The organism is Paenibacillus sp. J53TS2 (assembly GCF_018403305.1).
In the GTDB taxonomy this organism is placed as follows: domain Bacteria; phylum Bacillota; class Bacilli; order Paenibacillales; family Paenibacillaceae; genus Fontibacillus; species Fontibacillus rhizolycopersici.
The window spans coordinates 813,423-829,187 of the sequence record NZ_BOSK01000001.1 but is presented as its reverse complement, the minus strand read 5'-3'; the positions used below and the strand labels follow the sequence as shown (position 1 = coordinate 829,187).

The window sequence follows — 15,765 nt, the reverse complement described above, 5'->3', positions numbered from 1 at the left end:
CCCATGATCGTGCAGCGGATATTGAAGAATACGAAGTGGGAGTTGCTGTGCTACTTTTTGCTTACCGGCAGCCTAACGGCGGTTGCCTTCTATATCGGAACCAATACCGGGGTGATCGTTGTCAGCGATCCCTGGGTGTGGATTTACGATATGGCGGGCATCGTCGTTTTGGCGCTGATTATCGGGTATATTGCCGGTCGGCGCATTCAGGGGAAGATCGATCATTTGCACTTGAACATGCTCCAAGTGGCCAAAGGCAATTTATCGGTACGGATGCCGGAGACGGCAGACCAGACGTTTAACGGGTTGTACCAGGAATTCAATAACATGATTGATGCGATGGAGAAAAAGATGCAGCTCCTTCAACAGCTTGGCGAGCAGGAGGTTATCGAGAAGGAGCAGGCGACGGAAAAAGCGGTGCTTGAGGAGCGCAGACGGCTCGCCCGCGATCTGCACGATACCGTCAGTCAGCAGTTGTTCGCCATACATATGGCGGCTTCGTCCTTGCCAAAGGTGCTGGAGGTTAACGCGGCCCAGGCGGAAACGGTACTGAATCAACTGATTCAGATGTCGAATACCGCACAGAAACAGATGCGGGCATTGATCGCCCAATTACGCCCGATGGAGCTGGTGGGCAAATCCTTAGCGGAGGCATTGGATCAGTGGTTTCCCGATTATTGCCGGCAAAATGGGCTAAAGGGGATCAAGGACATGGATATCCAAGGGGACATGTCGGAAGCGAAGGAGCATCAGCTGTTCCTGATCATCCAGGAAGCGATGGCAAATATCGTGAAGCATGCCGGAGCCGGCATGGTTAGCTTGTCGTTGCGGGAAGGCCCACGCCAGGTTGTGCTCAGCATCAGCGATGACGGACAAGGCTTCAGCAGCACGTACCAGAAGCAGGGTTCTTACGGTTTAACGACGATGAAGGAGCGAGCCGAGAAACTAGGCGGCAACGCGGAAATCATCAGTAAGCCGGGGGCGGGAACGACGATTCGGGTGCATATTCCGAAGTTCGAGGAAGGTAAAGGGGGAGCCGCGAATGAGCAAAATCAAGGTGATGATCGTCGACGACCATGACATGGTGCGAATGGGATTAAAGACATATTTAATGCTGGATCCGGGGTTCGAGGTGATCGGTGAAGCCGGAGACGGACGCGAGGCGGTGGAAGTCCTGGAACGCGGGCTTCCGGAGGGGCCGCCGGATATCATTCTGATGGACTTGATGATGCCGAACATGAACGGGGCGGAAGCGACTAAGGAAGTGTTGAGTCGGTTTCCGGGCATGAAAATCGTGATTTTGACCAGCTTTTTAGAGGATGATCTCGTGGTCCAGGCAGTTGAAGCCGGTGCGGTCAGTTATGTGCTCAAAACGGTCTCCGCCGAAGAGCTGATTTATGCGCTTCAAGGCGCTTTCCGTGGGATGCCGGTGATGACGGGCGACGTCGCCCAGGCGCTCACGCGAGGCCTCAGACAACGAACCGTAAAAGGTGATGACTCGGGAATGACCGAGCGGGAGAAGGAAGTCTTGCTTTTGATTGCCGAAGGCAAAAGTAACAAGGATATTGCCGAGGAGCTGCATATCAGCATCAAAACGGTCAAAACCCATGTCAGCAACCTGCTGATGAAATGTGAACTGGAAGACCGTACACAGCTGGCAATTTATGCACACCGACAAGGCTGGGTGACGCGTTAATAGGGGAACTCTAGCTTTTATCTCCTTTTTAATTGTTTTTAATGTACGTTTAAGGTTTCTGGTACAGAATAAAAACAAGAAAACAAGTTACCCCTGAATCACGCAGGGGAAGGAGGTCAATCATACCATGGACGATCAAAAGAACAAATCGGGCCAACCCTTTGACGAAGACGCAAATGATTCGAAGCGTCAGGAATCTTCGGAGTCAGGCTCTTCCTATTATTACTCTTACGGACCTTTTCAATCCTATGGAAAAACAAACGAGGAACCAGGCCAAGGTGCAGACTACGAACGCAGCCAGCCCGAAGAGGTGGAAGTGACGAAACCGCAGCCGCTTAAACCGTTTCCTTCTTCCTACGATGTGATTCGCAGCACGGTTGAACCTACCAACGGCTCTAGTGGGGACGGGCGCAACAACTTGCCGGCGGCAAAAAGCATCAATTGGCAATACAATAGCAAACCGACGAAAAAATCTTCGGTACGTTCGGTGATTGCCGGTGTATTGGCCGGTATGTTGATCATGACCGGAGCTATGGTCTTTGCGGACCGCGCCAATCTGTTTACGTCGGATCAGGCGGCTTCCGCATCGGTGCCAGCATCGGGAAGCGCGTCGAATAGCGGCGGCGTCGAATCGACGGGCAAAGCGACAACCGCGTTGTACCCGGTAACGGATTCCGGAGAAGTGACCAAAGTCGTCAGCCAAGCCGGACCGGCCGTCGTCAAAATCGAAACATTGACGGATGCCAGCAAGCAAAACAGCAACAATCCGTACAGCAGCGATCCGTTCTACCGCTATTTCTTCGGCGATGATGCGTTTGGCTCTGGCGGGAACAACGGCAGCGAGGACGGAAGTAACGGTTCGTCCTCCGGTTCGAGCCAACTGGTACCGACGGGGATTGGGTCCGGGTTTATTTTCGATAAAACGGGTTACATTCTAACCAATGAGCATGTCGTTCATAATGCCGATGTGGTGCAGGTCACGGTGCAAGGGACAGAAAAACCTTATGAAGCTAAGGTGCTAGGTAAGAGTTATGAGCTTGACCTGGCTGTCCTGAAAATCGAAGGCGACAGCAACTTCCCGTCGATTCCGCTCGGCAACTCCGATAACACGCAAGTCGGGGAATGGATGGTAGCGATCGGCAATCCGCAGGGCTTTGACCATACGGTTACGGCTGGCGTATTAAGCGCGAAGGAACGCGACATCACGATTGCCGGCGAGAATGGCGAGAAAAATCGTGAGTATGAGCATTTACTGCAAACGGACGCTTCGATCAATCCCGGCAACTCGGGCGGCCCGCTATTGAATCTGAACGGCGAAGTGATCGGGATTAACGTGGCCGTCAGCTCGGATTCACAGGGTATCGGGTTTGCGATTCCGACCAGTACAATCAGCGAAGTGCTCGACAAGTTGAAGAACAATGAGAAAATTCCGCAAAAACCGGTACCGTTCATCGGAGCTACCTTGATGACAATGACGGAAGAAGTGGCGAAGCAAATGCAAACCGACGTGAAGGAAGGTTCGATCGTCACGGACATCGTCTTTAAATCGCCGGCTTACAATGCCGACCTTCGACCTTACGATATCATCACTGGGGCGAACGGCACCAAATTTGCCACCAAGGAGAAATTGATTGAATTCATCCAGAAGCAACAGGTGGGAACGAAAGTGACGATGAACATCGTGCGCGACGGGAAGAACCTCGACCTCGAGGTCACGGTTGGCGACAAAAATGAGTTCTCTAACGTGAACTAATACGCACGGGAAGTAACCAGGGCGGCGAAGGCGGCAGGAATAGAGCCTGCCGCCTTTTTTGGTACCCGGATGCGGGTGGGATATCCGTTTTGGTACAATGGAGACAGTGGAGCTTGCCTGAGGCAAGCGCAAGGCAAAGGAGAGATTGTTCGTGAGATCGGCAATTTTGGTCATAGATGATGATGAGAAAATCACGTCGATGCTGCGACGCGGCCTGGCGTTCGAGGGGTATGACGTTTATACGGCCCAAAATGGGGCGGAAGGATTGTCGATGATGATGAGCGCCGACCCGGATCTGATCATTTTAGACGTCATGATGCCTAAAGTAGACGGGTTCGAAGTATGCCGGCGATTGCGCGAAGGCGGAAGCACTGTTCCGGTTCTAATGTTGACCGCGAAGGATGAGGTCGAGAACCGGGTGAAGGGTCTGGATCTAGGTGCGGACGATTATCTCGTCAAGCCGTTTGCCCTGGAGGAGCTGCTAGCCCGGGTTCGAGCATTGCTCCGGCGCAAGGATTCGGCGGGAGACGCGGGCAACCAGCGCCTCATTTTTGAGGACATCGTCATGGATCTCGATTCCCGCGAGGTCACGCGGGCGGGGCAGCGTTTGGAGCTAACGGCCAAGGAGTTCGAGCTGCTCCATCTGTTCCTGCAAAATCCGAAACGGCTGCTGACCCGCGATCTAATCATGGATAAGATTTGGGGTTACGACTATAGCGGGGAGTCGAACGTGCTGGAGGTTTATATTGCCATGCTTCGGCAAAAAACGGAGGAGCACGGCGGCAAGCGTATCATTCAGACGATCCGCGGGGCCGGTTACATCCTGAGAGGAGAGGCTTAAGCATGTCGATCCGGCTGCGGCTAACTGCATGGTATACCGGGATTTTGGCCGTTACGCTGATCTTGTTCAGCGCTTCGATCTATGCCTTTGTTCGATACAACACCTATATGGAAGTGAAGAACCGGTTGGAGGATCAGGCCAATCGTATCAAAAACTCCCAAAGCTACAGCATCACCCAGGGACTGGATTTGTATCTGGATCCGATGCAGGCGAACCGGTTAGAGGATGCCCAACTGTTTGTGCAGATCCACAATTATACGGATGGAAACACGCGGTATTCGCAAAATCTGCTGAGTTGGAACATGAAGTTTCCCGTTCCTGACGCCGGATCGTTGAGCAAGATCGCGGGCTTCAAGAAGGTTCAGCTGTATAATCAGTCTTTCTTGCTGTATCAGCTTCCGATTACGCTCGATAACAATTTGATCGGCTTAATTCAACTAGCGGCCTATACCGGCGCAGAAGATAAGTTGATGAACCGAATGAGCACGGTCTTGTTATTCGGCTCGATCATCACGATTCTGGCCGCCAGCTCACTTGGCCTCTTTCTGGCGCGTAAATCGATGGCACCGATCGGAAAGGTCATTGAGGCGGCAAACGGGATTCAGACCGGAAACGACTTGAGCGTAAGGATTGATTACGAAGGGCCTAACGATGAAATCGGTCAATTAATCGGCACTGTCAACAACATGCTGGCACGTACCGAAGGCTTCTATAAAGAATTGGATGAAGCTTATTCGACCCAGCGCCGGTTCGTATCGGATGCCTCCCACGAACTGCGAACGCCGCTCACGACGATTCGCGGCAACGTTGACTTATTGAAGCGAATGTGGACGCAGGATGAAGCTCGGCGTGATCCCGGTGAAGAGGAACAGGTACGCAGCTTTTCGCTGGAGGCGGTGAGCGACATCGCTGCCGAGTCTGAGCGCATGAGCCGGTTGGTGAACGATATGCTGTCGCTGGCCCGGGCGGATGCCGGGCAAACGTTAACGAAGGAGCCGCTGCTGCTGGCTCCGGTCGTGGAGGAGGTGGCCCGCCGGGCGCACTTCTTGCCGCGAAAAGCGGAGTGGATCCAGGGCGATTTACAGGCGCTGGAGGGTGTGTCGGTTGTTGGCAGCAAGGATTATCTGCAGCAGATGCTGTTTATTTTTATTGAAAATGCGTTCAAATATACCGAACAGGGTAGCGTCACGATCGATGCCGTTCAATCGGCAGGGCAGATTGGCATTCGCATCGCCGATACGGGTATCGGGATGGACCGAAGCGAAGTCCCTCATATTTTTGAACGCTTCTATCGGGCCGACCCGTCCCGCGGAGTCATTCAGGGAACCGGACTGGGATTATCGATTGCCAAATGGATTATCGACGAGCATGAGGGGTCCGTGGAAGTGTTAACCAAGCGAGGCGAAGGGACGACTTTCATCATCTGGCTTCCCGCGATCTTTAACGCCCTCCCGGAATAGTTTATAATAGAGAGGCTCCCCTCCGTCAGGGAAAACTGGGGGACGAGAAAGCAGGGATACGATTCATGGAAGTGATTAAAATTTCGCCGCGCGGTTACTGCTACGGTGTCGTGGACGCGATGGTTCTGGCCCGGCAGGCGGCTAAGAACCTCGATCTGCCGCGGCCGATATATATACTCGGCATGATTGTGCACAACAGCCATGTCACGAATTCTTTCGAGGATGAAGGGATTATTACGCTGGACGGCCCGAATCGCCTGGATATTTTGAGCAAGGTGGAGAGCGGGACAGTCATCTTTACCGCGCATGGGGTATCTCCGGAGGTCCGTAAGCTGGCCCGTGACAAAGGGCTAACAACAGTGGATGCCACTTGCCCGGACGTCACCAAAACCCATGTACTCATCGAAGAGAAGGTTGCCGAAGGGTATGAGGTGATCTATATCGGGAAGAAAGGGCATCCCGAGCCGGAAGGCGCGGTAGGCGTTGCGCCAGGCAAGGTGCATCTGATCGAGAAAGAAGAGGAGATCGAGCAACTAAACCTCTCCGCCGACAAAATCGTAATCACCAACCAAACGACGATGAGTCAATGGGATATTAAGCATATTATGAAAAAACTGCTGGAGAAGTATCCAGGTGCAGAGGTGCACAACGAGATTTGCCTAGCGACCCAGATGCGCCAGCAGGCAGTAGCGGAACAAGCTAGTCAGGCGGACCTCGTGATCGTCGTCGGCGATCCCCGGAGCAACAACTCTAACCGGTTAGCCCAGGTATCGGAAGAGATCGCTGGAGTTACAGCGTACCGGATCGCAGACGTTACGGAGCTCAAGCGCGAGTGGTTGGATGGCATCGGCAAAGTAGCGGTGACATCAGGCGCGTCGACGCCAACGCCAATTACGAAGGAAGTTATTCATTATCTTGAGCAATATGACCCGGAAGAACCGACAACCTGGGATATCATCCGAACGGTTAATCTAGCGAAATTATTGCCTCCGGTTAAAGTCGGAGCTAAAAGTAAAGAGGAATAAAAGCATAGATTCATAGGGAGAAAACCGCGCTGTGCCGCGGTTTTCGTCCATTTACCAACATTTGCGGGGTCCCCTACGATTCGATTCATGTTATACTCGTTGTAGAAAGGTTACAAAAATGTAACTAACCTATCAACTACAACAAGGAGATGACAGGATGAAATCGAATCGACTGAAACGTTTGGTGACGGGTGGACTAACCGCAATGTTAGCCGCAGCAATCGTTGTGCCGGCTTCGGCCTCGGCAGCCTCGAATACGACGACTTATAAAACTTATTCAACCTATAAGACTTATACAACCTATGGCGCGAACACTTGGACGAATTATTATACGATTCCATGGTATCAATACTATCAACCTCAGCAACCGGTACAAAGCGGCAGCCAAGGCACGACAGGCAACAAAGCGCAAACCGGAACGACACAGGGAACGACACAAGGAACTACGCAAGGAACTACGCAAAGCGCAACGACCGACAAGTCGCAATTTGCTACTCAGGTTATTACCCTGGTGAATCAGGAGCGTGCGAAACAGGGCCTCAAGCCGCTCACGGGTAATGCAGAGTTAAACAATATGGCTTGGGCTAAAGCGAAGGATATGAGCGATAATAACTATTTTAGCCATACCTCTCCAACCTATGGTTCGCCGTTTGACATGATGAAGAAGTTCGGCATTCAATTCGGTTATGCGGGCGAGAATATCGCGATGGGGCAGAAGACGCCAACTGAGGTCGTCAACGCCTGGATGAACAGCGAAGGCCACCGCGCCAATATCTTGAACGCCAATTACAATCTGATCGGTGTCGGCTATTATAACGGATATTGGGCACAGGAGTTTGTTGGAAGATAAATAGCTTCATAAACAGGAAAGGCCGGGGAGCACGATTCTCCGGTCTTTTTTTATTTGTTCGCCGTATAGAAAAGGTGGGGATCAATGTCTTTGTACGGTCCGTTTCGCCATCATCCCTTTTGTTCAGGAGTAAGGTAGGGGGTGTGTTTCCAACTAGGTAACCTGCCATCTACGATCTGACTTAACGGGATAATCATGCAAACGTCCGGACAAGGCGTGATGGACCGAGCGTTACGTCATTTAAGCACTAGCCTATGACCATTGGGGTTGACGGGAGAGACAAATTCAGCTATAGTTACTTTAGTGAATAAAAGCTTAAAAGCACACAAGCGTTCAAGCGAAATAGTGCTTGTGCGTTCGAATAATGGTTTTTAGCCTGCATACAATCGTCTTATTAAGAAAGGATGGAATCGGAATGATCGTTATTACATCAAACCAAACCCCTGAGGAGCGCGTTCAGGAAATTATCGCCGTGATTGAGAAGGAAGGAGTGCAGACCCATGTTTCCCGCGGGAAGGATCGTACCGTCATCGGTTTGATCGGCCTGATCGAACCGAAGCTCGCCGAACATCTTCGCCAAATGAAGGACGTCGAGAATGTCATTAAGATTTCGAAGTCCTATAAATTGGCTAGCCGAGATTTTCATCCGGAAGATACGGTCATTTCTATCGGTGATGTCAAGATCGGCGGCGGCGAGCTGGTTGTTATGGGCGGCCCTTGCGCAGTAGAATCGCCGGAACAAATCGACGAAATCGCTCGTTTGGTGAAGGCGGCCGGCGGGCAAGTATTGCGGGGAGGGGCGTTTAAGCCCCGTACCGGTCCGTACAGCTTCCAAGGGGTTGGCGTGGAAGGCCTTGTCATGATGGCGGAAGCGGGCAAGAAGCATGGCCTCCTGACCATTACAGAGGTGATGACGCCGGAGTACGTCGATGTCTGCGCTGAATACGCCGATATTTTGCAGGTTGGAACACGCAATATGCAGAACTTTGATTTGCTGCGCAAGCTGGGCACCTGCAACAAGCCGGTATTACTCAAGCGAGGCTTCAGCGCCACCTACGACGAGTTCCTGAACGCGGCGGAATACATCCTGGCGGGCGGCAACCCGAACGTGATGCTGTGCGAACGCGGGATCCGAACATTCGAAACCTACACCCGTAATACGCTGGATCTGTCCGCGATTCCGGTGCTCCAGGGCTTAAGCCATCTGCCGGTCATTTCCGATCCGAGCCATGGCACGGGCCGTCGTGAGCTCGTGGAACCGATGACGAAGGCCTCCGTGGCCGCCGGGGCAGACGGTCTGATCATCGAAATGCACACCGATCCGGACAACTCGATGACCGGTGACGGCGTACAGTCTTTGTTCCCTGACCAATTCGCCGCTTTATTGCAAGATTTGGAGAAATTGGCCCCACTGATAGGGAAACGCTTTGATACCCCGAAGGCCGCACTTCATGTGTAACATAGAATGACTTAAAGTCCATTCGCCCTGCGGCGAGTGGGCTTTTATACTTTTTGTAGACAAATTTGTACTATGCGTAATAATACCTTATTTCGGATGTAAAAATACCTTACATAAGTATTGACGACTTCGCCCCCACAGTCCTATAATGACGACATAATCATACTAAAGGATGAACGTTAATCGCAAAAATAAGATTTAATGTTCGTGATTTGGGGAGGAAAGAGTATGTCAGCAGAGATCGTTTTAAAAACAATCAAGGAAAAGCAAATTGAGTGGGTAGACTTCCGTTTTGTTGATCTATCGGGACGGGCACATCATATTACCCTTCCGGCTAAAGAAGTGAATGAGGAAACTTTCGTGAACGGCGTAGCTTTCGACGGATCTTCGATCCCCGGGTTCCGCGGCATTGAAGAATCCGACATGGTCATGATGCCGGACCATGGTTCCGTATTCGTCGATCCGTTTACCGCGCATCCGACGTTGAACGTATTTTGCGACATTTATACGCCGGACGGCGACCGATATGAGCGTGATCCACGCAGCATTGCAGTGCGTGCAGAAGAATACCTGAAGCAAAGCGGCGTGGGCACGGCGGCATTCTTTGCCCCGGAATCCGAGTTCTTTATTTTCGACGATGTCCGCTTTGAAAGTGGCATGAACAAAACGTACTACTCGGTAGATTCCGAGGAAGCGGCATGGAATACGGGGCGTTCGGAAGAAGGCGGCAACCTGGGTTATAAAGTGCCGGTCAAGGGCGGCTACGTACCGGTAGCGCCAACCGACAAGCAACAGGATATCCGCAGCGAAATGTGCCGTTTGCTTGAAGAATCCGGCATCCGCGTGGAGCGTCATCACCACGAAGTAGCGACTTCCGGTCAAGCGGAAATCAACTTCCGCTTCGATACGCTGTTGAAAACCGCGGATAACCTGATGGTTTACAAGTATATCGTGCACAACACCGCCGCTCAGTTCGGGAAAACGGCAACGTTTATGCCGAAACCCCTGTTTGGCGACAACGGTAGCGGGATGCACGTGCATCAATCCATCTTCAACGGCGACACTCCGCTGTTCTACGACAAAGGGGCTTACGCAAACCTGAGCGAAATCGCCTTGAACTATATCGGCGGCATCCTGTACCACGCTCCAGCGATCATTGCGTTTACGAATCCAAGCACGAACTCGTTTAAACGCTTGGTTCCTGGCTTCGAGGCTCCGGTAAACCTGGTTTACTCGAAGGGGAATCGCTCAGCTGCCGTCCGGATCCCGGTAGCCGCGGTAACACCAAAGGGCTGCCGCATTGAGTTCCGTACCCCGGACTCCACGGCGAACCCGTACCTGGCCTTCTCTGCCATGCTGATGGCAGGCCTTGACGGCATCAAGAACAAAATCGATCCGGTCAAACTGGGTTACGGACCGTTCGACAAGAACATCTATGAATTGTCCGATGAAGAGAAAGCGACGATTCGCAGTGTTCCGGGTTCCTTGGACGAAGCGCTAAGCGCTTTGGAAAACGATTATGAGTTCCTGACCCAAGGCGGTGTATTCACGAAGGCGTTCATCGACAACTTTGTAGAGTTGAAGCGCGCCGAAGCGAGAGCTGTCGCCGTGCGAGTACATCCTTACGAATTTGGCCTTTATTACGATCTGTAAAGCTGAATTAGCTATCATACGACAAACTCCCCATCCAACGGATGGGGAGTTTTTTGAATTCACGATCTACTTAAGCGCTCCTGCTTCCGCATGAATCCCGCACAACCAGCTCAGGCTCAACGACGACGGAGCTGGCTACCGACTGGTTGTGAATCAGATCGAAGAGCAAAGAAGCGGCTAGACGACCTAACTTCTCCTTGTTTTGACGAATGGTCGTAAGGGAAGGACTTACGTAACGGCAGGCTTCAATATCATCGCAGCCGATTAAGGCAACCTCCTCAGGAACACGCTGCCCGTGTTCTCTCAGCGCTCGCAAAGCGCCGATGGCCAGCAAATCCGAGGCAGCAAAAATCGCCTTAGGCAATGAGCCGGCCTGGATCATGCGGGTCATGGCCTCGTAACCGCTGGCTTCATAGAAGCTGTCGCCGCCTGCGAACCATTCCTCACGGAGGGGGAGTCCGTAGCTCTCCAGGGCATTTCGATATCCCTGCTCCCGCTCCCTGGAGATATCGGACTCGACCGTGCTGCCGATGTACCCAAGCTCCCGATAACCCAGCAGATAGAAATGCTCCACCGCTTTTGCCGACATGTTGGCATGATCGGACATGAGATAGCCAGAGCTTCGCCCGTGCAACGGGATGTCGATGCCGATGCAAGGAATTTCGCTCTGATCCAGCGCACGGATCTCGGTACCCACCTCTTGCCCGCTGACGATAAAACATCCAGCCGTCCGATACTGTCGGCAACGCGTTAAATAATCGGCGTTTCCGCTGCTCTTATGATCGGGGTTAAGAAACAGCAAGTCGTAGCCGAACAACCCCACCTGCTTCTGAAATGCGTTTAATACCTCCGCAAAAAAAGGATGGGCAAAATCTGCATGCCGTCTCCCGGCGAAGACGATTCCGATGATCGGGGTTTGCTTCTGCGCCAGTGTCTTTGCCGTGTGGGCGGGAACATATCCGGTTTGCCGCATGACCTCAAGCACCTTGGCTCGAGTTTCCTCTGAAATATCGCTGTAATTGTGGACGATCTTGGACACGGTAGCCACCGATACGCCGGCTAATTCTGCAATCTGTTTCATATTCATACGCTTCAGCCTTCCGTTTCTCTCTAGCGAAAATATTTTCGTGAACCTAGCATACCGATCTTTCACGTCATCGTCAATAACTCATCGGAAATCAAGAGTTGAAACCCTTTACAAACTGAAGGATAGCAAGGATAATGGAGTTACCGAAACCGGTTTCGGGTATTTGTCCTGGAATTGGTTTTTATCACAATAATGGTTTGAGTGGCCGAAAATTTTCGGAATATGCCAATACAATATGGAAAGGAAGTAGCTTTATGGCGACAAGTGGTTGGAAATTTCAGGGGAAAGAGGGCGTGTTTCGGCTTGAACAGCCCGAGTTGAGCAGTTATTTGTATTTTCCTTTGGTGAACGAAGCCGGAATGATGTCCTCGGTGTCCCCAACCCTGCATGGGCAATCGACAACGGGGCATAATTCGTTTCTGCTGGAGCCGATCTCGGTGGAGAGCCTGCATAACTCCAAAGCGGCGCGGAATTTTTGGGTCTACCTCGAAGGGTTCGGGGCTTGGTCCGCGACCGGAAACTCGGCGCGGCAAAACGCCGCGTTGTTTTCGGAGAAGAACGAGCATTCCTCGTTGGAGGCAGGGTTCTTGTGGCATAAGTTGACCCGGGAGAATAACCTTCTGAACCTGCGGGCAGAAACGACCAGCTTCGTACCCGTGACAGATGACAAAATCGAACTGATGAAGGTTCGGCTGACCAATACAGGTAACACGGAACTCATGTTCACGCCAACTGCCGCGATTCCGCTGTATGCGCGTTCGGCGGACGACCTGCGGGATCACCGGCATGTCACGTCCTTGCTTCACCGGATTTATACCTCCGTCCACGGCGTTGAGGTTCAACCGTCGCTGTCTTTCGATGAGCGCGGGCATCGTGTCAACCAAACAACTTACGGCGTTTTTGGTGCGGCGCAGGACGGTAAAGCCCCAGTCGGCTTCTTCCCGGTAACCGAGGATTTCATCGGCGAAGGCGGGGCCTTGGACTGGCCGCAGGCCGTGGTCGCCAATCGCCGCCACTACGTCGAAGCGGGGGCTGTTGCAGAGGGATACGAGGCGGTTGGCGCGTTGCGGTTCGACACGGTCCGGCTGGCGCCGGGAGCATCGGTGTCCTATATTGTAGCCATGATCATCGCCGACGACCGTATGGATACCAAGCGTGTTGCCGCAGAGTATTTGTCAGAGCAGCGATTCAACGAGTTGCTGGAGCAAAACCAATCCTATTGGTTGGGTAAGCTGGATACGCTCTCCTTCCAATCCGGAGACGAACAACAGGATCTCTGGATGAAATGGGTCACGCTCCAGCCCATTTTGAGACGCATGTACGGGAATTCTTTCCTCCCGTATCACGACTATGGACGCGGCGGACGGGGCTGGCGAGATTTGTGGCAAGACTGTTTGGCATTGCTGGTTATGGAGCCGGACGAAGTTGGCCATTTACTCTACAATAACTATGCCGGTGTTCGGATCGACGGCAGCAACGCGACAATTATCGGTGCAAAGCCGGGTGAATTTATCGCCGACCGCAACAATATTCCACGGGTATGGATGGATCATGGTGCCTGGCCGCTGTTGACAACGCTGTTATACATCCATCAAAGCGGGGATCTGAGATTCTTGCTGAAACCGCAGACGTATTTTCGCGACGTTTTCACCAAACGATGCCGGGAGCGCGATCTCACTTGGACACCGGATCAGGGAAACAAATTGCACTCGGACGACGGACGCATTTACGAAGGGACCATTTTAGAGCATATCCTCCTCCAAAATATCGTGCCGTTCTTTAACGTTGGGGAACACGGCAATATTAAGCTGGAAGGTGCGGACTGGAACGACGGCCTTGATTTGGCGCCGGCACGCGGGGAGAGCGTCGCTTTTACGGCGTTCTACGCCAGCAATTTGCGAGAACTTTCCGAGTTGATCGCCCGATTGGAACATGCGCCAGGCGGAACGGACACGATTGAGATCGCCGAAGAAATCGCCGTTTTGTTGGATAGCCTAGAAACGCCAGTCGACTATGAGAGTATCCCTGCTAAACAGGAGTTGCTGGACCGTTACTTCGATTCTGTTGTCCCGGCCGTCAGCGGGCAGAAGCGGAAGTTAAGTGTTCAACAGGTGTCCGAGGACCTTCGGCGGAAAGCGGATTGGGCGTTTGGACATTTGCGGAAGCAGGAATGGATTCGCAGCAAGGAAGGGTTCGAGTGGTTTAACGGATATTACAACAACGATGCCGTGCGGGTGGAAGGGGATCATCCAAACGGAGTACGCATGACGTTAACCGGTCAAGTGTTTACGATCATGGGCGGCATTGCGACGGAGGAGCAAGTCGGAAAAATCACGGCTGCGGTTGATCGGTACCTCAAGGATGAGCAAATCGGTTACCGCCTGAACTCACGATTTGGCGAAATCCAACAAAACCTGGGGCGGGCGTTCGGATTTGCCTTCGGCCATAAAGAAAACGGGGCGATGTTCAGTCACATGACCGTGATGTACGCCAACGCGCTGTATAAACGCGGATTTGTCCAGGCCGGCAAGCAGGTGCTGGATTCCGTCTACCGCTTGTCCGCCGATTTCGAACGGAGCCGGATGTATCCAGGGGTTCCGGAATATATTAACGAACGGGGCCGCGGCATGTATACTTATTTAACGGGATCGGCTAGCTGGCTGCTGTTGTCGCTGTTGACAGAAGTATACGGGGTGAAAGGCGATTACGGTGATCTGCGTCTGGAGCCGAAGTTGACTTTGGAGCAATTCGATGCGGAAGGAGAAGCTTCCGTGATCACCAGTTTCGCCGGTCGGAAACTGCAGATCGTTTACCGAAACCTGCAGCATACCGAATATGGACAGTATCGAATCGGAGGTGTTGCCTTAAACGGCAAGGCGCTGGATTGCCCGCCTCATCGTGAGGTCTGCCTCATTCCGCGTCAGGCGATCGAGACACTGCCGGAAGGAGTCGTTCACCGCATAGAAATTACGCTGAAAGCGTAACGGATAGGAAGGAATTGTCGATGGCTTATCATTTACAAAACGACCGATTGAGCGTGAAAATTGCCGAACTCGGCGAAGCGTACCGCGGGACCCGGTTCGACGGGTCCGGAATTATTACCGGTATCGAGCTGAACGGACGGCACCAGTTCTGCGTGCCGGAAAGCCTGACGCCGGGTACAGGTACAGGCGGGATCGGGTTGTGCAGCGAATTTGGCATTAAAGAAGCGATCGGGTATGAGGATGCCCGTGTAGGCGAGCTTTTTCCCAAGCTGGGCGTTGGTTTGCTGACCCGACCGGACGAAGCGGAATACCGGTTCTACCGGGAATATGCCTGCAGACGGTTTGAGACGGAAATAGAGCAAAAGAGTGCGCAGCAGATCTGCTTTACGACCCAACCGGCAGAATGCCGGGGATATGCCGTGCGCATGCTCAAGAATATTGAAATTTCGGGTAACCAGTTGTTTGTCACCTATACAGTGGAGAACACTGGAAACCGAGCGATTTTGACTGACGAATACAGTCATAACTTTTTAGGTATCGATGGATATGCGGTTGGGTCGGATTACGTGCTGAAGCTGCCGTTTGTTCCGAAAATTTGGAGCGACGAACCAGAGACGCTAGAGGGCTTAGAGTTTAAAGGGGATCACGTAACCTGGGAGCGGCGTCCGGAGAAGGATTTTTATTTCCGGATGGACCATTTTGACGGACGTGAGGTTCCGTGGTTGTGGGAATTGACGCACCATCCCAGTGGCCTGACCGTACGCGAGTTGAGCAAGCTTCCGTTAAGCTCGGCTGCCGTTTGGGGACACGGACATGTCATTTCCCCGGAAATGTTCTTCGCGGTTCATGTGGCGCCGGGAGAACGACAAAGCTGGACACGGATCTATGAATTTAGCGTTGAATAAACCCATTACTCCTTTCCCTTAATGAAGCGTTAATGTGTCAATTCTGCAAAAT

At 52.5% G+C, this 15,765-nt stretch carries 12 protein-coding genes; 11 read left to right on the top strand and 1 reads right to left on the bottom strand.

The annotated features are described in order from the left end of the window. Window positions 1-3: 3 nt before the first annotated feature. The 9 genes from KJS42_RS03935 to glnA all read left to right on the top strand — a co-directional run bounded on the left by KJS42_RS03935 (window position 4) and on the right by glnA (window position 10,737). Window positions 4-1,080, top strand: coding sequence for a HAMP domain-containing sensor histidine kinase (locus tag KJS42_RS03935; RefSeq protein WP_155607081.1), 1,077 nt, complete (start codon window positions 4-6; stop codon window positions 1,078-1,080). After that, on the top strand, window positions 1,043-1,696 hold the full coding sequence (locus KJS42_RS03930; RefSeq protein WP_155607082.1) for a response regulator: 654 nt from the start codon (window positions 1,043-1,045) through the stop codon (window positions 1,694-1,696). Before KJS42_RS03935 ends, KJS42_RS03930 begins: the two co-directional genes overlap by 38 nt. 127 nt (window positions 1,697-1,823) lie before the next feature. Next, window positions 1,824-3,449, top strand: a complete 1,626-nt coding sequence (locus KJS42_RS03925) for a S1C family serine protease (RefSeq protein WP_213622006.1) — start codon at window positions 1,824-1,826, stop codon at window positions 3,447-3,449. Window positions 3,450-3,600: 151 nt separating this feature from the next. Next, window positions 3,601-4,290, top strand: a complete 690-nt coding sequence (locus KJS42_RS03920; RefSeq protein ID WP_193418325.1) for a response regulator transcription factor — start codon at window positions 3,601-3,603, stop codon at window positions 4,288-4,290. A 2-nt stretch (window positions 4,291-4,292) separates the two neighbouring features. Continuing rightward, window positions 4,293-5,750, top strand: coding sequence for a sensor histidine kinase (locus KJS42_RS03915; protein ID WP_155607084.1), 1,458 nt, complete (start codon window positions 4,293-4,295; stop codon window positions 5,748-5,750). Between the two features lie 65 nt (window positions 5,751-5,815). Next, on the top strand, window positions 5,816-6,775 hold the full coding sequence (locus KJS42_RS03910; RefSeq protein WP_155607085.1) for a 4-hydroxy-3-methylbut-2-enyl diphosphate reductase: 960 nt from the start codon (window positions 5,816-5,818) through the stop codon (window positions 6,773-6,775). Window positions 6,776-6,932: 157 nt separating this feature from the next. Next, window positions 6,933-7,625, top strand: a complete 693-nt coding sequence (locus KJS42_RS03905) for a CAP domain-containing protein (RefSeq protein ID WP_213622005.1) — start codon at window positions 6,933-6,935, stop codon at window positions 7,623-7,625. 415 nt (window positions 7,626-8,040) lie between these two features. Further along, window positions 8,041-9,084 (top strand): 3-deoxy-7-phosphoheptulonate synthase, encoded by a 1,044-nt coding sequence (gene aroF / locus KJS42_RS03900; RefSeq protein WP_213622004.1) that lies wholly within the window; start codon window positions 8,041-8,043, stop codon window positions 9,082-9,084. 228 nt (window positions 9,085-9,312) lie between these two features. Then, window positions 9,313-10,737 (top strand): type I glutamate--ammonia ligase, encoded by a 1,425-nt coding sequence (gene glnA / locus KJS42_RS03895; protein WP_155607088.1) that lies wholly within the window; start codon window positions 9,313-9,315, stop codon window positions 10,735-10,737. A 70-nt stretch (window positions 10,738-10,807) separates the two neighbouring features. Here the strand turns inward: glnA and KJS42_RS03890 are convergent, their stop codons facing one another. Further along, a complete protein-coding gene (locus KJS42_RS03890) occupies window positions 10,808-11,824 on the bottom strand; it encodes a LacI family DNA-binding transcriptional regulator (RefSeq protein ID WP_213622003.1) in 1,017 nt (338 codons plus the stop codon). 254 nt (window positions 11,825-12,078) lie between these two features. Here KJS42_RS03890 and KJS42_RS03885 point away from each other — a divergent pair, with 254 nt between their 5' ends. Together KJS42_RS03885 and KJS42_RS03880 are read left to right on the top strand one after the other, a co-directional pair. Next, window positions 12,079-14,808, top strand: a complete 2,730-nt coding sequence (locus KJS42_RS03885; RefSeq protein ID WP_213622002.1) for a GH36-type glycosyl hydrolase domain-containing protein — start codon at window positions 12,079-12,081, stop codon at window positions 14,806-14,808. Window positions 14,809-14,828: 20 nt separating this feature from the next. Further along, the gene (locus KJS42_RS03880; protein ID WP_213622001.1) at window positions 14,829-15,713 is read left to right on the top strand and encodes a hypothetical protein; all 885 of its coding nucleotides are present in this window, start codon (window positions 14,829-14,831) and stop codon (window positions 15,711-15,713) included. The last annotated feature ends 52 nt before the right edge of the window (window positions 15,714-15,765 follow it).

What these genes read in the sequence shown, in the direction of transcription:
- aroF (WP_213622004.1), top strand. Translation starts at nt 8,041, where the DNA reads ATGATCGTTATTACATCAAACCAAACCCCTGAGGAGCGCGTTCAGGAA.
- KJS42_RS03890 (WP_213622003.1), bottom strand. Translation starts at nt 11,824, where the DNA reads ATGAATATGAAACAGATTGCAGAATTAGCCGGCGTATCGGTGGCTACC.
- KJS42_RS03935 (WP_155607081.1), top strand. Translation starts at nt 4, where the DNA reads ATGATCGTGCAGCGGATATTGAAGAATACGAAGTGGGAGTTGCTGTGC.
- KJS42_RS03885 (WP_213622002.1), top strand. Translation starts at nt 12,079, where the DNA reads ATGGCGACAAGTGGTTGGAAATTTCAGGGGAAAGAGGGCGTGTTTCGG.
- glnA (WP_155607088.1), top strand. Translation starts at nt 9,313, where the DNA reads ATGTCAGCAGAGATCGTTTTAAAAACAATCAAGGAAAAGCAAATTGAG.
- KJS42_RS03910 (WP_155607085.1), top strand. Translation starts at nt 5,816, where the DNA reads ATGGAAGTGATTAAAATTTCGCCGCGCGGTTACTGCTACGGTGTCGTG.
- KJS42_RS03880 (WP_213622001.1), top strand. Translation starts at nt 14,829, where the DNA reads ATGGCTTATCATTTACAAAACGACCGATTGAGCGTGAAAATTGCCGAA.
- KJS42_RS03925 (WP_213622006.1), top strand. Translation starts at nt 1,824, where the DNA reads ATGGACGATCAAAAGAACAAATCGGGCCAACCCTTTGACGAAGACGCA.
- KJS42_RS03930 (WP_155607082.1), top strand. Translation starts at nt 1,043, where the DNA reads ATGAGCAAAATCAAGGTGATGATCGTCGACGACCATGACATGGTGCGA.
- KJS42_RS03915 (WP_155607084.1), top strand. Translation starts at nt 4,293, where the DNA reads ATGTCGATCCGGCTGCGGCTAACTGCATGGTATACCGGGATTTTGGCC.
- KJS42_RS03905 (WP_213622005.1), top strand. Translation starts at nt 6,933, where the DNA reads ATGAAATCGAATCGACTGAAACGTTTGGTGACGGGTGGACTAACCGCA.